At 72.7% G+C, this 23,737-nt stretch carries 19 protein-coding genes and 1 pseudogene; 11 read left to right on the forward strand and 9 right to left on the reverse strand.

The window, feature by feature from the left end; all coding sequences use genetic code 11:
• Positions 1-182: pseudogene (locus tag MFF04_RS08080) on the reverse strand (Arm DNA-binding domain-containing protein); the annotation flags it as partial.
• 423 nt (positions 183-605) lie between these two features.
• Between MFF04_RS08080 and MFF04_RS08085 the strand changes: the two are divergent.
• The 7 genes from MFF04_RS08085 to MFF04_RS08115 all read left to right on the forward strand — a co-directional run bounded on the left by MFF04_RS08085 (position 606) and on the right by MFF04_RS08115 (position 7,255).
• Complete coding sequence (locus tag MFF04_RS08085) at positions 606-1,280, forward strand: HAD family hydrolase (RefSeq protein WP_238274947.1); 675 nt, start codon at positions 606-608, stop codon at positions 1,278-1,280.
• Positions 1,281-1,329: 49 nt separating this feature from the next.
• Complete coding sequence (locus MFF04_RS08090) at positions 1,330-1,698, forward strand: DUF4440 domain-containing protein (RefSeq protein ID WP_163363402.1); 369 nt, start codon at positions 1,330-1,332, stop codon at positions 1,696-1,698.
• A 137-nt stretch (positions 1,699-1,835) separates the two neighbouring features.
• Positions 1,836-2,054, forward strand: coding sequence for a hypothetical protein (locus MFF04_RS08095; RefSeq protein ID WP_238274949.1), 219 nt, complete (start codon positions 1,836-1,838; stop codon positions 2,052-2,054).
• Positions 2,055-2,193: 139 nt separating this feature from the next.
• Positions 2,194-4,371 carry a glycosyltransferase family 2 protein gene (locus MFF04_RS08100; protein ID WP_238274951.1) on the forward strand — a complete coding sequence of 726 codons (2,178 nt, stop codon included), beginning with the start codon at positions 2,194-2,196 and terminating at the stop codon, positions 4,369-4,371.
• Between the two features lie 135 nt (positions 4,372-4,506).
• A complete protein-coding gene (locus MFF04_RS08105) occupies positions 4,507-5,646 on the forward strand; it encodes a transglycosylase SLT domain-containing protein (RefSeq protein ID WP_238274952.1) in 1,140 nt (379 codons plus the stop codon).
• 259 nt (positions 5,647-5,905) lie between these two features.
• Entirely contained in the window at positions 5,906-6,439 is a 534-nt protein-coding gene (locus MFF04_RS08110; protein WP_238275070.1) for a response regulator, read from the forward strand.
• A gap of 156 nt (positions 6,440-6,595) precedes the next feature.
• Positions 6,596-7,255 (forward strand): L,D-transpeptidase, encoded by a 660-nt coding sequence (locus MFF04_RS08115; protein WP_238274953.1) that lies wholly within the window; start codon positions 6,596-6,598, stop codon positions 7,253-7,255.
• Positions 7,256-7,336: 81 nt separating this feature from the next.
• On the opposite strand, the gene MFF04_RS08120 is transcribed toward MFF04_RS08115, so the two are convergent.
• Together MFF04_RS08120 and MFF04_RS08125 are read right to left on the reverse strand one after the other, a co-directional pair.
• Entirely contained in the window at positions 7,337-7,669 is a 333-nt protein-coding gene (locus MFF04_RS08120) for a hypothetical protein (protein WP_238274954.1), read from the reverse strand.
• Between the two features lie 153 nt (positions 7,670-7,822).
• Positions 7,823-8,326 carry a phasin gene (locus MFF04_RS08125; RefSeq protein ID WP_283206353.1) on the reverse strand — a complete coding sequence of 168 codons (504 nt, stop codon included), beginning with the start codon at positions 8,324-8,326 and terminating at the stop codon, positions 7,823-7,825.
• A gap of 237 nt (positions 8,327-8,563) precedes the next feature.
• Between MFF04_RS08125 and MFF04_RS08130 the strand changes: the two genes are divergently transcribed.
• The 3 genes from MFF04_RS08130 (at position 8,564) to MFF04_RS08140 (ending at position 15,354) form a co-directional block, all read left to right on the forward strand.
• Entirely contained in the window at positions 8,564-11,107 is a 2,544-nt protein-coding gene (locus MFF04_RS08130) for a sensor histidine kinase (RefSeq protein WP_238274955.1), read from the forward strand.
• Positions 11,108-11,442: 335 nt separating this feature from the next.
• Positions 11,443-13,392, forward strand: a complete 1,950-nt coding sequence (acs, locus tag MFF04_RS08135; RefSeq protein ID WP_238274956.1) for an acetate--CoA ligase — start codon at positions 11,443-11,445, stop codon at positions 13,390-13,392.
• Between the two features lie 228 nt (positions 13,393-13,620).
• Positions 13,621-15,354, forward strand: coding sequence for an MFS transporter (locus tag MFF04_RS08140; protein ID WP_238274957.1), 1,734 nt, complete (start codon positions 13,621-13,623; stop codon positions 15,352-15,354).
• Positions 15,355-15,474: 120 nt separating this feature from the next.
• On the opposite strand, the gene MFF04_RS08145 is transcribed toward MFF04_RS08140, so the two are convergent.
• From MFF04_RS08145 to MFF04_RS08160, 4 genes are all read right to left on the reverse strand, one after another.
• Entirely contained in the window at positions 15,475-16,656 is a 1,182-nt protein-coding gene (locus MFF04_RS08145) for a hypothetical protein (protein WP_238274958.1), read from the reverse strand.
• 76 nt (positions 16,657-16,732) lie between these two features.
• The gene (purH, locus tag MFF04_RS08150; protein ID WP_238274960.1) at positions 16,733-18,328 is read right to left on the reverse strand and encodes a bifunctional phosphoribosylaminoimidazolecarboxamide formyltransferase/IMP cyclohydrolase; all 1,596 of its coding nucleotides are present in this window, start codon (positions 18,326-18,328) and stop codon (positions 16,733-16,735) included.
• Between the two features lie 110 nt (positions 18,329-18,438).
• The gene (locus tag MFF04_RS08155; RefSeq protein WP_238274962.1) at positions 18,439-20,166 is read right to left on the reverse strand and encodes a heparinase II/III family protein; all 1,728 of its coding nucleotides are present in this window, start codon (positions 20,164-20,166) and stop codon (positions 18,439-18,441) included.
• Between the two features lie 110 nt (positions 20,167-20,276).
• Entirely contained in the window at positions 20,277-21,668 is a 1,392-nt protein-coding gene (locus MFF04_RS08160; RefSeq protein ID WP_283206352.1) for an RsmB/NOP family class I SAM-dependent RNA methyltransferase, read from the reverse strand.
• Between the two features lie 59 nt (positions 21,669-21,727).
• Between MFF04_RS08160 and MFF04_RS08165 the strand changes: the two genes are divergently transcribed.
• Positions 21,728-21,967: a DUF1674 domain-containing protein gene (locus MFF04_RS08165; protein WP_238274963.1), complete on the forward strand. Its 240-nt coding sequence runs from the start codon at positions 21,728-21,730 to the stop codon at positions 21,965-21,967.
• Positions 21,968-22,064: 97 nt separating this feature from the next.
• Here the strand turns inward: MFF04_RS08165 and MFF04_RS08170 are convergent, their stop codons facing one another.
• Positions 22,065-22,589, reverse strand: a complete 525-nt coding sequence (locus tag MFF04_RS08170) for a L,D-transpeptidase (protein WP_238274964.1) — start codon at positions 22,587-22,589, stop codon at positions 22,065-22,067.
• A gap of 190 nt (positions 22,590-22,779) precedes the next feature.
• Positions 22,780-23,412, reverse strand: a complete 633-nt coding sequence (gene bluB / locus MFF04_RS08175; RefSeq protein ID WP_238274965.1) for a 5,6-dimethylbenzimidazole synthase — start codon at positions 23,410-23,412, stop codon at positions 22,780-22,782.
• Positions 23,413-23,737 lie beyond the last annotated feature (325 nt).

Here is a 23,737-nt window from a genome sequence, read left to right on the forward strand (position 1 = left end):
CCGCCGCGTTCGGGCGGGCGGATCACCCACGTCTTCGAGCCCGAGGCACGCACGCGCAGGCCGAGCCCGCGGACCTCCGCGTCCCAGACCGTGCGTTCGCCCTGCCCCGGCTCCACGCGAGCGTCGGTGACGGCCTGGCGCGTCAGCTTGACCACGTTCTCGGTGAGCGCACGGCGCGCCATTCAGACCTCGTCCCCGGGGGTGCAGCGGGGGTGCAATCAGACGAAACTCGTGGTCGGGCGTGGGCCGACGTGGTCTCCGGCGTCTGGTTGTACCCCTAGTTTCCGCTGTACGTTCTGGGGAGCAAAGCCCGAGGTTGTCAATCGTGGGCCGCCCCCGCAACCAGATTGTGGATCTGGGGGTCCCCCGTTCGAGCCGGGGCGGTGGTACCATTCCTGTCGATCCTCCTCTCACGGCCGAGCCGCTCGGACGATCCGGGCCGGTAGGCGGCATGCCGTTCGAGACGATCGCCTCCTCCGAACTGGAACGACGCGGACCGTGATCGCCGCCGAGCGGCGTTGCGCCGCGGCCCGCCTCGGCGGTCGGCCTGGCCGCGCCCGCTATCTCCCCATTCTCGGGCGGCTCCTCGTCCCGGAGGGGCTCTCGTGCGCGCAGTGATCTTCGACATCGACGGCACGCTCCTCGACAGCGTCGGCCTGCACGCGCGGGCCTGGGTCGAGGCCTTCGCGCATTTCGGCGTGGAGACGGATTTCGACGTTGTCCGCCGCCAGATCGGCAAGGGCGGCGACGAGCTGATGCCGGTGTTCCTCCCGCCCGAGCGCGTCGAGCGGGAGGGGAAGACCATCGAGGCCTACCGCTCCGGCCTGTTCAAGCGCGAATACCTTCCTCACGTGAAGCCGTTCCCCGGCGTGCGCGCCCTGTTCGAGCACATCCGCGCGGCCGGTCTCACGATCGCGCTGGCCTCCTCCGGCAAGCGCGACGAGGTCGAGCATTATCAGGAGATCCTCGGCATCGGCGACCTCGTGGACGTCGCCACCTCCGCGGACGACGCCGAGCGCTCGAAGCCGCACCCAGACATCTTCGAGGCGGCGCTGAGGAAGCTCGCGCCGATCGGCAAGGACGCCATCGTGGCGATCGGCGACACGCCCTACGACGCGCAGGCCGCGGGCAAGGCGGGGCTCGCCACGATCGGCATGCTCTGCGGCGGCTTCCCCGAGGCCGATCTCAGCGCCGCCGGCTGCATCGCGATCTACCGTGATCCGCAGGACCTGCTCGACGGGCTCGACCGCTCGCCGCTGGGGGAACGATCGTCCCGCTGATCGATTCTCCGCTCACCTCCCGAGACGACGGACGAGCCGAGGCCGAGCCATGGACGATGATCGCGTGTGGTCCTTCGAGAAGAGCCTCTGGACCGGCGGGGCGGACCACTACCGCGCGCTCGTCGACGAGGAATGCCTGATGGTGCTGCCGCAGCCGCCCTTCGTACTGAGCGGGTCGCAGGCGATCGAAGCCGTCGCGGACACCCCGCGCTGGTCCGAGGTCGAGATCGCCAAGGGCCGGATCGCCCGGCCCCAGGAGGGCCTGATCGTCATCGCCTACCACGCCAAGGCGTCGCGCGACGGCGAGACCTACGAGGCGCACTGCACCTCGACCTACCGCCGCCTGGAGCACGACAAGTGGCGTGTCGTGCAGCACCAGCAGACCCCGCCGCTGACCTCCTCGGCCTCGAAGAGCTGATCCGGGCTGTATCCGCCTGCGTCGTGTCCGGCGGTTCCCGCGAGACCGTCGGGACGAGCCTGTCTCGTTAACCTTTCGTCAACCATGCCCCGCCAAGTCTCGCCGCACGGGCAGGTCTCGCCCCGCGGGAGAGGCTCATGAAGCGGCACAGGGATTTCGACCGGCTCTCCGAGGCGCAGATCGCTGCCGGCGCCGTCACCGCGCGGGCGGTGGACGGCCGGGCGCAGGGCCGGCTCGCCGCGCCGCGCTCCGTCGGCGAGCTCCTCGCCTCGATCGAGCACGTGGCCGAGGCTGCGACCGGCGAGCGCAGCTTCCTGCATCTCAAGACCGGCACCGGCACGGGCCGCGGCCGCTGAGAATCGCCTGCCGCCCGGCGGCGCGCGTCGCCGACCGCAGGCGCTCCCGCACTCCTGAGCCGTCCTGCCCGCTCGCCCCGGCCGCGCGGAGCCTGTAAGGCCGCCGCGACGCATCCCGCGTCGTGCCGAGACAGATCGAGTGACGCAGCCGCGCCCCCGGCTTCCCTCTCCCCTCGCCCCCTGGCGGGGGCTCCGGCGCGGCCTGCGCCTCCTCGTCTCCCGGCTGCCGGGCGCGGCGGCGGCCCGCAAGGGACCCTTCGTCGGCGCCCTCGACGGGTTGCAGGGGGGCGTCGCCACGGGCTGGGCCTGGGATCCGCTCCGGCCCGGTCATCCCCCGACCGTCGAGTTCCTCGTCGATGGTCGCGTGCTGCGGCGGGTGCGGGCGGAGCTGCCCCGGGAGGACGTGGCGGCGGCGGGCTACGGGGACGGCCGCGCCGGCTTCTTCGCCGAACTGCCCCCCGACCTCTTCGCGCGGGGCGCCGTCGAGGTCCGCGCCCGGCTCGCCGGATCGAACTGGGAGCTGTCCGGCTCGCCTCGCACCGAGCGTCTCGGCGCCGACTGGCAGCGCCGGCTCGCACGAGGCGACCGGGTTCGGGGCGCCTTCCGCGCGTGGCTCGCCCGGCGCCTCGCTCGCGCCGTCGCGGGGCGGGTCTTGAGCCTCGTCGTGCCCGTCCACGACACGCCGCCGGACTGGCTGCGGGAGTGTCTCGACAGCGTCCTCGCCCAATGGTGCCCGGCCTGGGAGCTGGTCTGCGTCGACGATGCCTCGGCGAACCCGGAGACCCGCGCGGTTCTCGCCGACTACGCCGCCCGCGACCCCCGCATCCGATGCCTGCGCAACGAGACCAATCTCGGCATCGCCAGGAGCGTGAACCGGGGGATCGCGGCGGCCGCCGGCACCCACATCGCCTTCCTCGACCACGACGACGCGCTCGAGCCCGACGCGGTGTTCCACCTGCTGCGCGCGGCGGGGCCGGTGAGGGGGCTCGGCGCCGGGCTCGTCTACGCCGACGAGGTGCTCACCGGCCCCGACCTGTCGCAGCTGATCCGCCCGCAGCTGCGGCCGGCCTGGTCCTGGGACTACTATCTCTGCCACCCCTACTTCGTGCATCCGGTCTGCGTGGAGGCGGGGCTCGCCCGGGCGGTCGGCGGCTGGGACGAGGGCATGGACATCTCCGGCGACGTCGATTTCGTCCTCCGGGTGGCTGAGCGTGCGGAAAGAATCGCCCACGTGCCGGCGATCCTCTACCGCTGGCGCACCCACGAGAGCAGCACCGGACACCGCATGGCCGAGCGCGTCGAGGCGGCGACGGTGGTCGCCCTCGACCGCCACCTCGCGAGGCTCAGCCCCGGCGCGAAGGCGTCGGCGACCGGCCTGTTCAACTATTACCGTGCCGACTTTCCCGATCCGGGCGGCCGGGTGCTCGCGGTGATCCCGACCCGCGACCGCCTCGACCTGCTCCGGCCCTGCATCGAGTCGCTGCGCGCCACGGCGCGCCCGGACGATCTCGACATCCTCGTCGTCGACCATCTCTCGCAGGACCCGGCGACGCGGGCCTGGCTCGCCGCCCCGCCGCCGGGCGTCGCGGTGCTGCGGGTGGAGGGTCCCTTCAACTACGCCGCGATCAACAACGCGGCCGTCGCCCACGCGCGGGCGCGGCCCGGCGAGCTGCCGCCCTTCCTGCTCTTCGCCAACAACGACATCGAGGCGCGGGAGCCCGGCTGGCTGGAGCGGATGCGCGCGCTCGCCGGCCGGCCCGAGGTCGGCGCGGTCGGCGCCACCCTGCTCTACCCCGGCGGCACGGTGCAGCATTCGGGCGTGCTCGCCGGTGTTAACGGCCCGGCCGAGCATGCCCACAAGTTCGTGCCCTTCCGGGACAGGTCGGGCGCGCGACGGCCGGGACCGCTCGGCGGGCTCGTCGCCACCCGCGACTATTCCGCCGTCACCGCCGCCTGCCTGATGCTGCGCTCGGAGGTGTTCGAGCGGGTCGGCGGCTTCGACGCGCGCTTCGCCGTCGGCTTCAACGACACCGACCTCTGCCTGCGCATCCGCGAGGCGGGCCTGTCCGTCCTCAACGACGCCCAGAGCGTTCTCCTGCATCGCGAATCGGCGACGCGCCGGGCGGGCGATCTGAAGCATCCCGCCGACACCGCCCTGTTCCGGGAGCGCTGGGCGGCGCTGCTGGCGGAGGGCGACCCCTTCTACAGCCCGCTCATGGGCCGCGAGGGGCTCGACCACCAGGCCGCCCGCCTCGGGGTGAACTTCCCGCGGGCGCGGCTGCGTCCGGGGCCGTCGGCGGGCCGGATTGTGGCCTGAAAGTCACGCCGCCGCAGTTTCGGCATCCGATGCCACAGGAAGACACGACCGTGGCCGTTTTGCCGCCACAAGCGCCGGGAAAACGGGAATCCTTAAAAGCGTCGTCCAGGACGCCCGCAGGAGACACACACCGCGATGCAGGGCCGCCGTATCGGAACTCTGAGGTCTGCCTCCGCTCCGCGCCGCGCCGGTTCGGACCGCGACGTCATCGCCGCGTCCTCCTCGGTCGCCCGCGACCATGGCAGCCGCCCGGCGCTCGCCCGCTCGTTCCTCTCGGTCGTCCTCATCGCCGGCGGCGTCAGCGCCGTCCTGCTCGGCTCCGGCACCGACCTCGCCCGGATCGGCCTCGAGAAGGCGGTGCCCGCCGCCCATGCCGCGACCGAGGTCGCCATGCCGGCGCCGCGCCTGCGCACCGCCGCGCTGCCCGCCCCCGAGGCGCCCGCGCCCGTGCTGAAGGCGGCCGCCGCCTTCTCCCCGGTCCACGATCTCGACACCGATCTCGGCTCCAACGCCGTCGACCGGGTCTCCTACGACTACCTGCTCTCCGAGAGCGCGCTCGGCGACCCCAACGACATCCTCGAGTTCGGCCCGATGAAGATCCGGCGCCACCTCGTGCAGAAGATCGTGCGCGCCGCTCAGGCCGTGCAGACCGATCCGGTGCTGCTGATGGCGGTGGCCGACAAGGAATCGAGCTTTAAGACCGAGGTCCAGGCCAAGACCTCCTCGGCGACCGGACTGTTCCAGTTCATCGAGCGCACCTGGCTCGGCGTGGTGCGCGACTTCGGCGCCAAGTACGGCCTCGCCCAGGACGCCGCCCTCGTCACCGCCGACGCCAACGACCGGCCGGTCGTGGCCGACCCTGCGGAGCGCGCTCGCATCCTCGAACTGCGCCGCGACCCCTACCTCTCGGCGCTGATGGCCGGCGAGATGCTCAAGCGCGACGCCGCCCGCATCGCGCTGCGCATCGGCCGCGAGCTGAGCCTCGGCGAGGTCTACCTCGCCCACTTCCTCGGCCCCGACGACGCCGAGGGCTTCCTGACCAAGGTCGCCGACAAGCCCAAGGCCGCCGCCGCCCAGCTCCTGCCGGGGCCGGCGCGGGCGAACCGCGCGATCTTCTTCGCTGCCGGCCACGGCCGCCGCAAGAAGCCCGTCAGCCTCTCCGTCGCCGAGGTCCACGGGAAGTTCGAGGCGATGATGAGCACCCGCGGCGAGCGCTACCGCGACGTGCGCACCGTCTCCGGCATGCTCGCCTATGCCGAGGCCGGCGCCGAGTGACGCGGCGGGACCCGGCGTAATCCCGTTCCCGCCTCCTTCCGGCAAGGGGGGCGGGCGCAAATCGGCCCCGCCGCCGCAACTGAGCGCCGCCTCACGACTTTTCACAGGGCATCCATCACGCCCCGGAGCCGCGGCGCGCTTGCGCCCGGCGCCGGTGGCGCAGCGAAGAGGCAGCCCTGTGAACCAGTCGCGTCGGGACGGAGGACCGGATGACGAGCGCGCGCTCCGGCCCGCGCGCTCCGAGACCCTGACGCCCGGCATCCCCCTCGACCAGATCGGCGAGACGCTGGCCTCCTTCTACGATTCGCTCATCTCCGAGGGCCTGCCCGAGCATCTCGCCGGCCTCGTGCACCGGGTCCGCCAGCAGGGTGCATCGCCCGCAGCCGGCGAAGGCTGCGCCCGCGCCGCGCCGACCGGGACCCGCCTCGCCCTCGTGGTCGAGGACGACGCCGACCTGCGCGCGCTTGCCGAGAGCCTCCTCTCCGAGACCGAGCTGGAGCCCGTGACCTGCGACAGCGCCGAGGCGGCCCTCGGCGTGCTCCAGGCGCGGGGTAACGACGTCGTCCTCGTCTTCGCCGACGTGCGGCTCGCCGGCGAGATGGACGGGCTCCAGCTCGCCCACGCCGTCGCGACCCTGTGGCCGCAGGCGCGGCTCGTCGTGACCTCGGGCCGCTACGCCGGCCGTCCGGCGCTGCCGGACAACGCCGTGTTCATCGCCAAGCCCTGGCGGCCGGCGGACGTGCTGGTCGAGGCCGAGCGGGCGGCCACCGAGCCGCCCCCTCTCCTGCCCTGAGGCGACGGACGGCGCGATCCGGTGCGTCCCCGCACCGCGGCCAAGCGTGGCTGTTCTATGTATTCGCCATCGCCAGCGAAATCGTCGGCTTCCACCGGAACCGGGACGCCACGCTCACGCTTGTATGGCAAAGGTTATTGCACAGGTAGGTCAGCCATGAAGACCCTCGCCAGCGCCGTTGCCGGCTTCGCCGGGCTCTGCACTCTCGCCGCCACACCCGCTTTCGCGGTCTCTGCCTACGATCCCTTCGGCTCGGATGCCGAGGACTACTACGCCGAGCAGTCCCAGCCCTACGGCTACCAGGGCACGCCGAGCCCCGGCTACGCCCCCGGTTACGGCCAGGGCGTGCAGGCCGCGCCCCAGGCGCAGGTCCAGCCGATCCCCCGGGAGATCGTCGCCTTCAACGGCAACTACAAGCCGGGCACCATCGTCGTGGTGACGGCCGAGCGCCGGCTCTACTACGTGCTGCCGAACGGCGAGGCGATCCGCTACGGCGTCGGCGTCGGCCGGCCGGGCTTCACCTGGTCGGGCGTCAAGACCGTCACCGCCAAGCGCGAGTGGCCGTCCTGGACGCCCCCGGCCGCGATGCTCGCCCGCCGCCCTGACCTGCCTCGCTACATGGCCGGCGGCATCGAGAACCCGCTCGGCGCCCGCGCCATGTATATTGGCTCGACCGAGTACCGCATCCACGGCTCCAACGAGCCGGACACCATCGGCCAGGCGGTCTCCTCCGGCTGCATCCGCATGACCAACGAGGACGTGACCGACCTCTACGAGCGCGTGAAGGTCGGCGCCAAGGTCGTCGTCCTGAACTGAGGCGACCGCACCGATCGGAACGAAAGAGCCCCGCGACCGAGGTCGCGGGGCTCTTTCGCGTTTGGATGATGCGGTGGGGCCTTACGGCACCACGTGCCCGGCCGCCGTCTGCGGGCTGCTGAACGAGGCGATCGGCATGTCGCAGAAGCAGCGCGCCCCGAGGGGGCGGGCACCCGGCAGGGGACAGGAATAGGGCTGCGCGCCGCTGATGCCGTACTGGACGGCCTCGCAATTGTAGCCGACCGGGCGGCCGCGCGGCGGCGGCGGGCGGCGCACCGGGGCGTCGTAGTAGCCATCCGGCGGCGGGGGGCGGCCATAATCGTAGTACTGGGCGGTCGCCTCACCCGCCCCGGCGATCCCGAGGGCCAGGGTGAGGGCCGTCGCGGCCGTCAGGCCGCGCGTGAGTGAGCGCATCTCGGTCTTCCTCCGCAGGCGGCCCGCGCCCGCGACCGTGCGGGGCCTGATCCCGGCCATCCCCGGCAATGGCGGCGAAAACGAGACGGCCCGCCCCGCTGAGGAAGCGGGACGGGCCGGAACGTGATCCTCCGAGACGGAGGACTTCGAGGATCAGGTGTTCGGCGTGGCCTTGCGGGCCGCGGCCTGGGCGGCGGCCTGCGCGTCCTGGCCGGCCTGGCGGGCAGCGTCGGCACCGGCCTCGGCGGCCTTGCGGGCGTTCTCGGCGCCTTCCTGGAAGGCGCTCTTGGCCCGCTCGGCACCCTCCTGGAAGGCCGACTGCGCGAGGCCGCCGAACTCCTTGGCCTGCGACTGGATCGCCGCGAACTGGCTGCGGACGAACTCGGCCTGATGCTGCAGCGCCTCCTGCACGTCCTTCGAGCGCACCAGCTTCTGGGCGAGATCGAAGGCGGCGTTGACGTTCTGCTCGGCGAACTCGAAGCCGCGGGCCGAGGCGTCGCGGGCGTTGTTGCGGGCGGTCTCGGCCGAGCCCTGGACGGTGTCGGAGGTGCGGCGGGCCGCGCCGATGAAGCTGTCGAACGCCTTGCGGGCCTGCTCGACGCTCTTCTCCGCGAAGTCGCGCATCTCGGTCGGAATCTCGTAGTTCGGGGGATTGATGCTCACGTCGTGTCTCCTTCCGTGTCTGGGCCGAGCCCGCTTGGCGCGGGTCGTGGGGCCGATTCGCTTTGTGCACTGCACAATAGCAGATTCGCGCGGCGAAGCCACCCCGCGCCCGGTGTATTAAGGTTGACGGTGGGTAAACGTGTGACGCCTGCTTGAAGTGTCCAGCCCCTCCGGGCATTCGCCCTATACTCGTCCAGCCCCGTCATCTTGTCCGTCAATCCACGGTTGCCCATGACCAGCGACGCGTCCGGCGCCCCGGCGCCGGAGAGCCAGCAGGCCGAGAGGTCGTCCCTCGCCCCCGCGCTCGCGGCCTGGGCGGCCGATCCGCGCCTGGCCGCCGCGACCGCGCCGGATGCGCCCTTCCTGGTGCTCTCGGGAGACGGTGCGCGCGTGCGCCTCGCCTCGCCCGCCGCGGCCGCCCTCGCCGGGGCCGCGGCCGGCCTCGCCGCCGAGATCGGCCGGCTGCGCCCGCCGGAGGACGGGTTCCTCCTCGCCCGCCTGCGCCTCGATCCCCGCCGCATCGCAGCGCCCGCCGCCTGCCTCGTCGCCCGAGGCCGGGACGCCGCGGAGGCGCCGGTGCTGCTGCTCGCGCCCGCCGCGCCCCTGCCGCGCCGGCGGGTGGCCGGGACGGCACCGCCCGTGCCCGCTCCCGCGCCGCCCGCGCCCGAAGAGGCGCCCGCCCCCGCTGTTGCGTCGGAGTCTCCACCCGCGCCGGAGCCGGTCGCCGAACCCCTGCCCCCGTTGCCGGCTCCCGGCGAGCGCTTCGTCTGGCGCGGCGACGCCGCCGGCCGCCTCTCGGGCGATGGCCCCTTCGCGCGCCTCCTCGGCGGCCGGAGCTGGCAGGCGCTGGCGGCGGAGGGAACCCTGCGCGAGGCCGATGCGCTGCTCGCGGCGCTCGCCGGCACCGCGACCTTCCGCGCCCTGCCCGCCATCCTGGCCCTCGAGGCGGCCGGGCGCCGGCTCACGGTCGCGCTCTCCGGCGTCCCCCTCGCCCGGGCCGGCCGGCCCTTCGCGGGCTTTGCCGGCTTCGGGCTGGTGCGCGCGGTCGCGCCCCTGGCGGAGGAGCCGGCGACGGAGATCGTTCCGGAGAGCGCGGAACCGGGCAACGGGGAGCCCGTCGAACCCGCGCCGGCCCTCGGCCCGGAGGAGGCCGAGTCTCAGCCGCTCTCCCTCAACGAGCACGATGCCTTCCACGAGATCGCCCGCGCCCTGCGGGCGCGCTTTGCCGGCGACGACGCGATCGAGACGGCCCGCGCCGAGGAGACCGACCCGACGGCGGCCCGGATCACGCCCTTTCCCGGCCCCCGCGGGGCCGAGTCCGCCGCGGCCGCGCTCCTCGAGGGCGTGCCGGCGGCGCTCCTCGTCTGCCGGGACGGGCGCATCCTCCACGCCAACCGCCGCTTCCTCGCCCTGTCCGGCCACGACGATCTCGCCGCGCTGCGGGAGGCGGACCCGAATCGCCCCGGCGAGACCCCGCTGGAGCGCCTGTTCGGCCTGTCGCCCCTCGGCCGGCGCGGCGAGCTCGGCCCCGGCCTCCATCCCGTGCCGATGGCGACGCGGCACGCGGGGCTCCTCGACGTCACGGTCGAGAGCGCGCCGCTCCCGTGGCCCGGCGAGCCGGCGGACTGCCTGTTGGTGCGGCCGGCCGGCGAGGCCGGTCCCCGCGAGGCCGCGCGGGGACTCGCCGACACGGTCCGCGCGGCGCGGGCAAGCGACGCGGAGGCCGCCCTCGACGCGGTGGCCGAGGCGGTGGCGACCCTCGACCGCGCCGGCCGCCTGCTCTCGCTGAACCGGGCCGCGGCATTGCTGTTCCGCGGGGAGGCCCGCGAGCTCGTCGGCACCGGCCTGCCCGACCTGTTCGAGCCCGCCGACCGCGGTGCGGTGCGGGCCCTGGTCGAGGCGCCGGGCACCGGAGCCCGCGAGGCGCGGCTCGCGGGCTCGGAGCCGCCGGAGAGCCCGACGGTCAGCCTCGTCCTGACGTCGCCGCGGGCGGATGGCCGCCGCATCCTGCTCCTGCGCCGGGCCGAAGCGGGCGCCTCCTCGGCAGCCCATGATGAGGCCCGCCTCGCCGGAGCCCGCGCCGATTACGTGACGCGCCTGCGCGAGGGCGTGCGTCCGCCGGTGCAGGGCATCCTCGGCTCGGCCGGGATGATCCTCGCCGAGGGCGACGGCCCCCTCGGATCGGACAGCTACCGGGAGGCCCTGCGCGACATCCGGGCCTCGGGCGAGGAGCTTCTCGTGCTGATCGACGAGCTCGAGGAGCTCGCCCGGATCGAGGCCGGACGCCGGGACCTCGCCGCCGGGCCGCTCGCCCTCAACGACCTCGTCGCCGGCTGCGTCGCCGCGCTCCAGCCCTACGCCGCCCGCGGCCGGGTGGTGCTGCGCACGAGCTTCTCCGAGGACCTGCCCCTGCTCATGGCCGACGGCAGCGCCCTGCGCCGGAGCGTCCTCGGCCTCCTCGCCGCGGCGATCCGCGACACCGGGGCCGGGGGGCAGGTGATCGTCTCGACGACCCTCTCCGAGCGCGGCGAGGTCACCCTGCGCATCCGCGACACCGGCGAGGGGCTCGGCGAGGCGGAGATCGCCGCGCTGATGTCGCCCTTCGCCCCCCGCCCGGCCGCGTCCGGCCGCGAGACGCCGGGCGCGGCGATGGGCCTGTCGCTGATGAAGGCCCTCGTCGAGGCGAACCGCGGCCGCTTCCGTCTCACCAGTCGCCGCGGCGAGGGCACGCTCGTCGAGATCCTGTTCCCGCTGCCGAGGGCGATGAGCGCCTGACGCCCATCGCCGCCCGGCGCGAGACAATCCCGAAGGCTTGTCATCCCCGCGTGCGATCGGATCGCGCGCGGGTCGGCGTATAATCCGCGCCCGGCGGCATTTCGGTATCGATTTCCGTGCCTTGCGGCCGGCGGACGTGTACTTTCGCCTCGCTTGACAGCCGCGAAACCGGGCGCCTAGCTGCCGGGGTATGGTGCTCGCCTCCCGGTTCCGGCCGGTGCGGGGAGCGTCGCGGCGGCCGGAGGGCCGGCGCCGAAGGTTCAGGGACGCCGGGCAGGCGCGGGGGCGAGGGGCCTCCCGCGGAACGATCGGGCGCCGTGCAGGGAAGAGATGCGATGGACGAGAAGCGGGTCGAGGTCCAGGACGCGTGGCGCCAGCGGGCGCATATCGACGACGCCGGATATCGGAAGATGTACGCAGCCTCCGTCGCCGACCCGGAGGCGTTCTGGGCCGAGCAGGGCAAGCGCATCGACTGGATGAAGCCCTACACGCGGGTGAAGAACACCAGCTTCGAGCCGGGCAACATCTCGATCAGGTGGTTTGAGGACGGCACCACCAACGTCGCCCACAACTGCATCGACCGCCACCTCGAGACCCGGGGCGACCAGACGGCGATCATCTGGGAGGGTGACGACCCGGGCGAGTCGAAGCACATCAGCTACCGGGAGCTGCACGCCCAGGTCTGCCGGATGGCCAACGTCCTGCGCAACCGCGGCGTCGGCAAGGGCGACCGGGTGACGATCTACCTGCCGATGATCCCCGAGGCCGCCTACGCGATGCTGGCCTGCGCCCGGCTCGGCGCCATCCACTCGATCGTGTTCGGCGGCTTCTCGCCGGACTCGCTTGCCGGCCGCATCAAGGGCTGCGAGTCGAAGCTCGTCATCACCGCCGACGAGGGCCTGCGCGGGGGCCGCAAGGTGCCGCTCAAGGCCAATGTCGACGCCGCCATCGCCCGGCTCGACAAGGACGCCGTCGACCACGTCGTGGTGGTGCGCCGCACCGGCACCGCCGTGCCGATGGAGCCCGGTCGCGACGTCTACTACCACGAGGCCGCCGAGCAGGTGACCGACGACTGCCCCGCCGAGGCGGTCGAGGCCGAGCACCCGCTCTTCATCCTCTACACCTCGGGCTCGACCGGGCAGCCGAAGGGCGTGGTCCACACCACCGGCGGCTACCTCGTCTACGCCGCGATGACGCACGAGTACGTGTTCGACTACCACGAGGGCGACGTGTACTGGTGCACCGCCGATGTCGGCTGGGTCACGGGCCACAGCTACATCGTCTACGGGCCGCTCGCCAACGGCGCCACGACGCTGATGTTCGAGGGCATCCCGACCTACCCGTCGAACGCCCGGTTCTGGGAAGTGGTCGACAAGCATCAGGTCAACATCTTCTACACGGCGCCGACCGCGATCCGCTCGCTGATGGGCGGCGGCGAGGGCCCGGTGAAGAAGACCTCCCGCGCGTCCTTGAGGGTGCTCGGCTCCGTCGGCGAGCCGATCAACCCGGAGGCCTGGGAGTGGTACTACCGGGTCGTCGGCGACGGCCGCTGCCCGATCGTCGACACCTGGTGGCAGACGGAGACCGGCGGCATCCTGATCACGCCGCTCCCCGGCGCCACGGCCCTGAAGCCGGGCTCCGCCACGCGGCCGTTCTTCGGCGTGACGCCGGAGGTGGTGGACGCCGAGGGCAAGGTCCTGGAGGGCGCCTGCGAGGGCAATCTCTGTCTCGCCGATTCCTGGCCGGGGCAGATGCGCACCGTCTACGGCGACCACGAGCGCTTCGAGCAGACCTACTTCTCGACCTACAAGGGCAAGTACTTCACCGGCGACGGCTGCCGGCGGGACGGCGACGGCTACTACTGGATCACGGGCCGCGTCGACGACGTCATCAACGTCTCGGGCCATCGCATGGGCACGGCGGAGGTCGAGTCCTCCCTCGTCGCGCATCCGAAGGTCGCCGAGGCCGCCGTGGTGGGCTACCCCCACGACCTCAAGGGACAGGGCATCTACGCCTATGTCACCCTCAACCAGGGCGAGGAGGGCGACGACGCGCTCCGCAAGGAGCTCGTCGCCTGGGTCCGCCGGGACATCGGACCGATCGCCTCGCCGGACCTGATCCAGTTCGCGCCGGGCCTGCCGAAGACCCGCTCGGGCAAGATCATGCGCCGCATCCTGCGCAAGATCGCCGAGGACGATTTCGGCTCGCTCGGCGACACCTCGACGCTGGCCGAGCCGCTCGTCGTCGACGACCTCATCGAGAACCGCCAGAACCGCCCTCGCTGAGCCGGCGAAGATGCGGCCCGGACCGGACCGGGCCGCGCAAAACTGTTACAAACTCTTACGAATGCGTGAACCTGCACGGCCGCTCTCTTGGGCGGCGCGGCCGTGCAGGCTAGCGTTGCGAAATCCGCTCGGCCGCGAAGAGCCCTGCGGGCGCGGGCCCTGCGGCCCCAAGCCGGAATCCCCGCCAGAGGGACCGGTACGCACGCGTTCTCGAGGAGGAAACCGACAATGGCCGTAGGCACCGCAGTTCCGCGGGCGGGGGACGCGACGAGACCGATGACGAAGGCTGAGAAGCGCGTCATCTTCGCCTCGTCGCTCGGCACCGTGTTCGAGTGGTACGACTTCTATCTCTACGGCTCGCTCGCCGCGATCATCGGCGCGCAGTTCTTCAACGTTCTCGGCCCCGACGGCAAGCCGCTCTACGACGAGGCGACGCGCAACATCTTCGCGCTGCTCGCCTTCGCCGCGGGCTTCATCGTGCGCCCGTTCGGGGCCCTGGTGTTCGGCCGCATCGGCGACCTCGTCGGCCGCAAGTACACCTTCCTCGTCACGATCCTGCTCATGGGCGTGTCGACCTTCATCGTCGGCATCCTGCCCAGCGCCACGAGCATCGGCATCGCCGCCCCGATCATCCTGATCATCCTGCGCCTGCTCCAGGGCCTGGCGCTCGGCGGCGAGTACGGAGGCGCGGCGACCTACGTGGCCGAGCACGCTCCGAACGGGCGGCGCGGCTTCTACACGAGCTGGATCCAGACGACGGCGACCCTCGGGCTGTTCCTCTCCCTGATCGTCATCCTCGCGACCCGCACCATCACGGGCGAGGAGGCCTTCCGCGAGTGGGGCTGGCGCATTCCGTTCCTGGTCTCGGTGGTGCTGCTCGGCATCTCCGTCTGGATCCGTCTGCAGCTCTCCGAGTCCCCCGCCTTCAAGAAGATGAAGGAAGAGGGCCAGACCTCAAAGGCGCCGCTGAAGGAGGCCTTCGGCGAGTGGCGCAACGCCAAGATCGCGCTCGTCGCGCTGCTCGGCCTCACCGCCGGCCAGGGCGTCGTCTGGTACACCGGCCAGTTCTACGCGCTGTTCTTCCTGCAATCGATCCTGAAGGTCGACGGCTACACCTCGAACCTGCTCATCGCCTGGTCGCTCGTGTTCGGCACCGGCTTCTTCGTGTTCTTCGGCTGGCTCTCTGACAAGATCGGCCGCAAGCCGATCATCCTGGCCGGCTGCGCGATCGCGGCAGTGAGCTACTTCACGATCTTCCACCACATCACTGCCATTGCCAACCCGAACCTCGAGAAGGCCATCCAGACCGTGAAGGTCTCGGTGATCGCCGATCCCAAGCAGTGTGGCGACCTGTTCAATCCGGTCGGCACGCGCAAGTTCACCGCGCCCTGCGACCTCGCCCGCGACTTCCTCGCCAAGTCGTCGGTGAAGTACACCACCGAGGCCGCCCCGACGGGCCAACCGGTGCGGATCAAGGTCAACGACACCGAGATCCCGGTGACGGACGGCCTTTCGTCGGCCGATCTCGGCAAGGCGGCGAACCCGGTGCTCCAGGCGGCCGGCTACCCCAAGGCGGGCGATCCGGGCATCGTGAAGATGTCGAACCCCTTCGACATCTTCCGCGCCCAGACCGCCTCCATCATCGGGCTGCTGTTCGTCCTCGTCCTCTTCGTGACGATGGTCTACGGCCCGATCGCCGCCGCGCTGGTGGAGCTGTTCCCGACCCGGATCCGCTACTCCGGCATGTCGCTGCCCTACCATATCGGCAACGGCTGGTTCGGCGGCCTGCTGCCGGCCACCGCCTTCGCGATGGTGGCCGCCACGGGCGACATCTACTACGGCCTCTGGTACCCGATCGCGATCGCCGTCATGACCGTGCTGGTCGGCCTGTTCTTCGTGCCGGAGACCAAGGACCGGGACATCTTCGCCGACATCGACGGCGTCCCGCCGGCGCGTCACTGATCCGACGATGCGCGGCCCGCCGACCCGGCGGGCCGCCCTCGAACTCTCCCATGCCGCCGCCCCACCGGGCGGCGGCACTTCTTTTCGGGACGCGCCCGGGCTTCGTCCCGCGGGCCGCCCTCAGCCGGGATCGTACTCCGTGAGGCTCTCGAGCTCCGCGAGTTCCTGCGGCGAGATCGAGCGGTCGTTTCGGTCGCTGACCCGGCAGTACTGGTGCATCCGGAAGTCGAACCCGGTCTCCTCAAACGAGACCGGCGTGTTGTAGCGCCGCCCGGCCTGGAAGCTGAACGCGCCGAGAAGGTTGAACTCGGAGAAGGCGTCCTTCTGCAGCAGATGCCCCTCGATCGCCCCGTAGTCGAAGCCGTGCGTGGCGACGAACCAGGCGTGGAGGTCCTCGTAGAGCGCCCGCGGGTAGGCGAAGGGGAAGCCGCACATGAACTCGTGGTCGACCTGGCGGAGCATGAAGCGCGAGGTCACCTCCTGCCAGGGGATCGCGACGAACCGGCGGTAGAGCGAGTCGTAGCTGCGATGGAAGAGCAGCGGCACGTCGCCGTCCATGTAGCGGGACAGGTCGGTCGGCTCGAAGAAGATGCAGTCGCTGTCGACGTGGAAGATGACGTCCTCGGCGACGAAGGTGTGGGACATCAGCTTGGTGATCTGCTGGCCGATGTAGTCGTTCGCGTAGGGCTCGCAGAGCACGAGCCGCGCGAAGTCGAAGCAGGCTACCACCGGCGCGATGGCCCATTCCGAGGAGGGCTGGCAGACGACGACGAGGCTGTCGAAGCCGGTGCAGTGCTTCCCGATCGAGCGGAGCGCGAAGTAAAGCCGGAACGCGTCGGCGTGATAGGTGCGGATCAGGATGCCGCGGGTCTGCGTCCTCGGGCGCTCCCGCTCGGCGGCGAGCGCCTGGGGCGAGCGCGCGTAGACCCGGCGGCCGGGGCGCAGGTGGCGCGGCAGAGGGTGGAGACCCTGAGGCTTACCGACCATGAGGTAATGCGCGGTCGGGTCGATCCCGCCGATCGCATCGCCGTAATGCGCCGCGTACCAAGCGGCGTCGAAGTCGGGTCCCGGCGAGCGCTTCTCGAAGCGCCCGAAGTGCAGGAAGTGCGCAAGGGGATCGAGATCCGTACCCGCGACATCGCCGTAACGCCTCAGGTACCAGGCGCCGTCGAACAGTCCAGCCGCCGTCAAAGCACTCAGAAAGGCGCGCATCTCGCGCTTGGTGGCTCGAGGCGTCCGCTTCGGCCGGAGCACGTCGAGCAGATCGGCGAGAGGGCCGGCGCTGCGTCGTTCCGATGTCATTCCGCTCTCTTTTTCTTGTCCGGAACGGCGGATATCCGCCGTCGTCGTGGTACCGGCGCTCGCTGTGAAAGCGCGCTCAGTGCCGGAAGTGGCGGTGGCCGGTGAAGACCATGGCGAGGCCGGCCGCGTCGGCGGCGGCGATTACCTCCGCGTCGCGCATCGAGCCGCCGGGCTGGATCACGGCGGTGGCGCCGGCCTCCGCGGCGGTGAGCAGCCCGTCGGCGAAAGGGAAGAACGCGTCCGAGGCGACGACGGAGCCCTTGGCGAGGCTCTCCGCCAGCCCGAGGCGGGCGGCCCCCTCCCCGGCCTTCCAGGCGGCGATGCGGGCGGAATCGACCCGCGACATCTGCCCAGCGCCGATCCCCACCGTGGCGCCCTCGCGGGCGTAGACGATGGCGTTCGACTTGACGTGCTTGGCGACCCGGTAGGCGAAGCGCAGATCCGCGTATTCCCGCTCGCTCGGCGGCCGCTTCGTCACCACGGTGAGCGGCATGTCGTCGACGCTCATCGCGTCGCGCGCCTGCACGAGGAGCCCGCCGGCGAGGCTCTTCACGGTCTCTCCGGGCGCGCGCGGATCGGGCAGGCCTCCGGCGAGCAGCAGCCGCAGGTTCTTCTTCGCGCGGACGATCGCCGCCGCCTCCTCCGTGGCGTCGGGGGCGATGATCACCTCGGTGAAGATCTCGACGATGCGCCGGGCGGCCTCCGCGTCGAGGGTGCGGTTCAGGGCGACGATGCCGCCGAAGGCCGAGGTCGGGTCGCAGGCGAGCGCCCGCTCGTAGGCCTCCGCGAGGCTTGCGCCCTCCGCCACGCCGCAGGGGTTGGCGTGCTTGACGATGACGACCGCCGCCGCGCGGTCCGGGTCGAACTCGGCCACGCACTCGTAGGCGGCGTCGGTGTCGTTGAGGTTGTTGTAGGAGAGTTCCTTGCCCTGCACCTGCCGGGCGCTGGCGACGCCGGGCCGCACGGCCCCGGCGGAGCGGTAGAAGGCCGCCGCCTGGTGCGGGTTCTCGCCGTAGCGCAGCCCTTGCGCGAGGCGCCCGCCGGCGCTGAAGAAGCTCCGCTCGCCCTCCCCCACCTGCGTGGCGAGCCAGGCGGCGATGGCCCCGTCATAGGCGGCGGTGCGGGCGAAGGCGGCCTGCGCCAGGCGCCGGCGCGTCGCCGCGCCGAGCGAGCCGCCGGTCTCGGTCAGCTCGGCGAGGAGCCCTGCATAGGCGCCGGCCTCGGTGACGACGGCGACGTCCGCGTGGTTCTTGGCCGCCGCGCGGATCATCGCCGGGCCGCCGACGTCGATGTTCTCGACGCAGTCGTCGTAGGCCCCGCCCTTCGCGAGCGTCTCCTCGAACGGGTAGAGGTTGACCACGAGGAGGTCGATGGCGCCGATGCCGTGGGCGGCGAGCGCCGCCTGATGCTCGGGGTTGTCGCGCACGGCGAGAAGGCCCCCGTGCACCGCCGGGTGCAGGGTCTTCACCCGCCCGTCCATCATCTCGGGAAAGCCCGTCAGCTCGGCGACCTCGCGCACGGGCAGCCCCGCCTCGGAGAGCGCCCGGTAGGTGCCGCCCGTCGAGACCAGCTCGACGCCGTGGCCGACGAGCGCCCGCGCGAAATCGACGAGCCCGGTCTTGTCGGAGACGGAGAGCAGCGCGCGGGTGATCCGCACCGAGTCGTGGGACATCGAAGCCTCTGGAAACCCTGTCCGTTCGCGCGCCCGGCCCGTGGTCGGGGCGCGGGGGGCGCGTCTCCGCGCCGGTAACACGAACGGCCCCGGCCCGGCCAGCGGCGGCCTCAGGCGCCCGCCGCCTGGGCGTCGAGGCGGGTGAAGGACCAGCGCAGCTCGGTCGGGCCGTCGACGCGCACGTGGAGCACGATCTGCTCCGTGCGCCTCGGGCCGGTGAGGCCGGCGAAGTAGGCGCTCTCCTCGATGCTCACCGCCGCGCCCTCGGCCCGGAAGCGCCAGACCTCGCCGAGCGGCAGCGCCAGGTCGACGGAGCCGAGATGCTCCTCGCGCAGGCGCACGGTCGGGTGGAGATGGAAGCGCACGGCGACGTCGCGGGGCCGGTTGAGACCGCCGCCCTCGCGCAGGAACACGTCCTCGCCCTCGAGCCGTCCCTCCGCGGTCGCGAGGCGCCAGCGACGCTCGTGGACGATGCCGTAGTCGCGGGCGTAGCCGTCGTGGCTCGCCGCCAGGATCTCGGTGCCGGGGATCTGCGAGCGCACCGCCTTCACCGTCGAGGGACCGCGCAGCACCACGGGCCCGAGGCGCTTGCCCAGCCAGGCGACGGCCCGGCGCTCCCCCCACCAGCCGCCGCCGGAGAGGAAGCGGCAGGAGGAGACGTTGGCGACGGTGGCGGTGGAGTGGGCGGCGGTGGTGCGGGCGAGCCGGCGCAGCTCCTCGCCGCTCTCGGGCAGGCCGCAGTTCACGACGATCCGCTGCGGCCCGCTCGACATCTCGAAGGAGAGGCAGCCGGCCCCGGCCTTCGCCGACTGGAGAAGGGGCGGCGCGTAGCCGACATCGGCGACGAGCACCACGCGGCCGCCCTCGAGCCGCTCGTAGCCCGAATGCGGCGCGTGGGTGAGCGGGCGCGCCATGGTGCCGTCGTAGACGAGCAGCGTCGCGAGATGGTCGGCGGCGGTGGCGCCCATGCCGTTGAAGTGGCTGAGCGAGGCGTCGGCATGGCGCAGGAGCCGCAACAGCGGCAGCATCCGGTCGATCGCCCGCAGCAGGGCCTCCGGCGGATCGACCCGGCGGCTGAGGAAGCTCTGGCGCAGCGGCAGGAGGTCGAGGGCGAGCTCCATGGCGAAGCGCGGGTCGCGGCTGCGGTGGCCGCCATCGGGCATGACCTGCCGGTCGAGCTCCCGCGAGAGGATGCGTGTGGCGCGCCGCAGGATCGGCTGGAGGCCCTCGCAGCACAGCCCCGCGTAGCAGAGCGCCACCGCCGCCTCGAGGCGCGCCTGGGGGAGAACGCCCTGCCGCAGGGCCCGCTCGAGGTCGCGGGCGGTGCGCCGGATCAGGCGCAGGAAGGCCTGGTAGAAGGCGTGGTCGGCCCCCTCCAGCACCAGCGGCGACTGGCTGAGGAAGGAGATCAGGCGCCGGGCCGTCACCGAGGTCGCGCCCGCGAGCACGGGATCGCCGCGTCCGGCCATGAAGTCGGCCACGAAGGCGCGGGCGTTGGCCCGCGCCAGCGGGGTGTCGGCGGCGCGCAGGTGGCGCAGCCAGCCGAAGCCGTAGAGTGCTTCGGCCCATTCCGGCGAGGGCGCCGCGTAGTCGAAGGGCGAGCGGCCCTGCACGGCGAGCGAGCGGCCGGCGAAGACGAAGAGCCCGGCGTAGATGTCGTCGGCGAAGGTGGCGTCGGAGGTGCGCAGGTCGTGGGGAGCGATGGCGAGCCCGGTCACGCGGGCGCGGGCGAGGATGTCCGGCGCCGCGCTGGCCCGGGCCGCGGCACGGCGCACGGCGCGCGCGATCTCGCGGCCGAGGAGCCGATACATCGTCCAGCGATCCGGACCCCAGCGCACGCCCTCTCCCCGCGGGACGGGCCGGTCGCAGGCCGCCTCCCCTCCTCGTGAAGCTAGAGCGAGCCTCTTAACCGGCCGTTAAGCATCGGGAAACGGCCTCGGGGCGGCGGTCAGGCCCGCTTCAGGAGCCGGCTCGCGAAGAATCCGTCCATGGCGGGCTCCCCCGAGGGCAGGGTCCGCAGGTGGCCGGCCGCGTCGATCAGGCCCGAGAGGCCGCCGATCTCGTCGGGCCGCACCGGGTCGAGGGCGAAGTCCGGGTGCCGGTCGAGGAAGCGGGCGACCTGTTCTTCCCCCTCCTCCCGCTCCAGGGAGCAGGTGCAGTAGACGAGCCGCCCGCCCGGCTTGAGCAGATCGGCGGCCTTGTCGAGGAGCCGCTCCTGGAGCGCGACGAGACGGCCGATATCGGCCTCGGACTTCGTCCAGGCCACGTCCGGGTGGCGGCGGATGGTGCCGGTCGCCGAGCAGGGCGCATCGAGGAGCACGGCGTCGAAGGGGGGCTCGTCGAGGTCGAGGGCGTCGGCGACGACGATCTTCGCCTCCAGCGACAGACGGCCGAGATTCTCCGACAGGCGCCGCAGGCGGGGGCCCGAGCGGTCGACGGCCGTCACCGCGGCCCCGGCCGCGGCGAGCTGGGCGGTCTTGCCGCCGGGTGCCGCGCAGAGGTCGGCGACGCGCTCGTTCGGCCTGACGTGCAGCAGGCGGGCCGGGATGGCGGCGGCGGCGTCCTGCACCCACCACGCCCCCTCGACGAAGCCCGGCAGCTCGGCGACCGGGGTGCGGGTGTCGGACAGGCGCAGCGATCCGGTCGGCAGCAGCACCGCCGCGAGCATGTCGGCCCAGCGGTCGGCGCCTGCCGGCACGGTGATGTCGATGGCCGCGCCCGAGAGATGGGCGCGGGCGATTCTCTCCGCGCTCTCCCGGCCGTAGGCCGCGATCCAGCGCTGGCGGAGCCAATCCGGCGTGTTGTCGGCGAGCGGGTTCGTCTCTGCGGCGCGGATCTCCTCCGCCTCGCGGGCGATGCGGCGCAGCACCGCGTTCACGAGGCCGGCGCGGTGGCGCAGGCGCGGCTCCGCCTTGGCGAGGCGCACGGCGAGGTCGACGGCGGCGTGGTCGGGCACCGAGAGGTCGAGGATCTGCGCTGCGCCGGTGGCGAGAAGCGCCAGGAAGCGCGGCTCGTCCTCCGGAAGCCCCTCGGCGAGGCGGGCGGCGAGCGCGGCCTTCAGGAAGCCGAGGCGCCGGAAGGTCGCCGTGGCGATGGCCCGCGCCAGCGCCGCGTCCGGACCGGCGACGCCGGCGCGGGCCCCGGCCCCCGCGAGGGCGTCGTCGAGGGCCAGCGCCCGGCCCTGTCCGAGCAGCTCCGCCACCGCCTCGAGGGCGGCCCGGCGGGGCGCCAGGCCCGCGACCGGCTCGTCCACGATCTCCGGAACCGGCTCCGGAATCCGTGCCCTGGCCTTGCGGCCACCGGGCGACCGCGCGTTGCGGCCTGAGGCCATCGATGCCATGTCCCTGATCCCGAAGGCGCCGAACGCGCCGCTCCCGCCCTCCCACCGGAGGCCCGCCGATGCAAGATCCTGCAACGCATGTCCCGTCGGCGCCTGCCACGGGGCAGGATGACTCCGCTCCCCCGCGCCCGCTCAGCCCGGCGGCGCAGCGGGCGCTCGCCGAGGCCGCCGAGCGGCGGGCCGCCATCGATGCCCGCGCGGCGGCGATCGTGGCCGGCGGCGAGCGGCTCGGCCGGGGCGGCCTGGAGCCGGTGCGCTACGAGGACTGGGAGGTGAAGGGCCTCGCCGTCGACTTCTGAGCCCCGCGCGCCCTCGCCCCGACGGGATCGGGGCAAGGGACCCCGCGCATGGGCGCGGGCGGCCGTTCAGGCCCGGAGAGGCGCGGGACCGTTCCCGTCAGCGCACCATGTAGACCTCGGCGCCGACCGAGACCCGCTGGTAGAGGTCGACCACGTCCTGGTTGTACATGCGCACGCAGCCGTAGGAGGCGTAGGTGCCGACAGAGCTCGGCCGGTTGGTGCCGTGGATGGCGTACTCGCCCCCGGCGAGCGTCATCGCCGCCGCGCCCATGGGGTTGCTCGGCGAGCCGCCGGCGATGAGATCGGGCAGGCGCGGGTTGTCGCGCTTGACCTCGCGGGGCGGGGACCAGGCCGGGGCGACGTACTTGCCGTCGATGCGGGTGGTGCCGACCCACTGCTTGCCCGGCTTGCCCACCGCCACGGGGTAGCGGATCGCGGTGCCGTCCCCGTTGACGAGGTAGAGGCGCCGCTCCGAGATGCGGATGACCACCGAGCCCGGCGAAAGCCCGTCGGAGAACGCCACCACCTCGCGCGCCGCGGCCGGCGCCGTCGAACCCAGGCTCAAGCCCGCCAGCATCGCGCCGGCGAGCGCCGCACCCCGCAACCCCTTCTGCCCGTTCATCGGAGATGTCCCTGAAAGCGTGACCTTACGCGGCACGACAATCGGGATCGAAGCTTGTCGTTCCGGTTGACGGGCGAAACGACTGGGCGGGCGATGCACGGTTACCGGAAAACGCGATCAAGGACGCGGGAACGCAGTCCCGCGAATGGGCGGATCAGTCTTCGCGACCCGCTAACCTTGATGCATGCGCTCAGCGCTCCAGGAGCGCGGCGGCGGCCGGGTCGGCCTCCTGCCAGCCGTGGCGGACGAGCTCGGGGTCGAGGTGCTCCTCCTGCGGATAGCCGACGCAGAGATAGGCGACGAGCCGCCAGGAGGCGGGCACGTCGAGGCTCGCGGTGACGTCGCAGGGGTCGAGGATCGAGACCCAGCCGACCCCGAGCCCCCGCGCGCGGGCGGCGAGCCAGAAGGTCTGCACCGCGCCGACCACCGAGTAGCGCAGCATCTCCGGCATGGTCGCCCGGCCGAGGCCGAGGCCCGCCTCCGTGGTCTCGTCGCAGAACACGGCGAGGTGGACAGGCGCCTCCCTGAGCCCCGCGAGCTTGAGGCTGCGATAGAGCGCGGCCCGCTCGTCCGCGTAGCGCTCCGCGGCCGCGTCGTTGCAGCGCTCGAAGCTGCCGACGATGGCGGCCCTGCGCGCGGGGTCGGAGACCCGCACGAAGCGCCAGGGCTGGCTGTTGCCCACGGAGGGGCTGAGCCGGGCGAGATCGAGGCAGGCCAGGAACGCCTCCTCGGGCACCGGATCGGTGCGGAAGCGGCGCACGTCCCGCCGCCAGGCGAAGAGATCGGCGAGCGTGCGGCGGAAGCCGTCGTCGAAATGGGGCACGGGTCGGCGCGGGGTCTCGGGACACGCGCCGGGAGCCGGCGGCGGCCGAGGAGAATAGCCGGTGCGGCCGCCGGAAAGAACGGCGGCGCCGGGAAAAGCCGCGCGAAAAAAAGGCCACCCGTGAGGGTGGCCTTTGAAGTCCTTGGGTCTCGAAACCTCTGGAGTGCCATCCGTGGAGACCGGTCGCGCGTCCGAGGGCTGGGGAGCTCGGGTTTCGGGCGAACGTCCGGGCACGGGCCGGCGAGGTTCACGAGGTGATGTAGGGAGGCAACGCGGCTCGGAAAAGGCGCGATCGCGGCGATTTCGTGATGTTTTTTCTCTGGCC

It is taken from the genome of Methylobacterium jeotgali (assembly GCF_022179345.1).
GTDB lineage: Bacteria > Pseudomonadota > Alphaproteobacteria > Rhizobiales > Beijerinckiaceae > Methylobacterium > Methylobacterium jeotgali.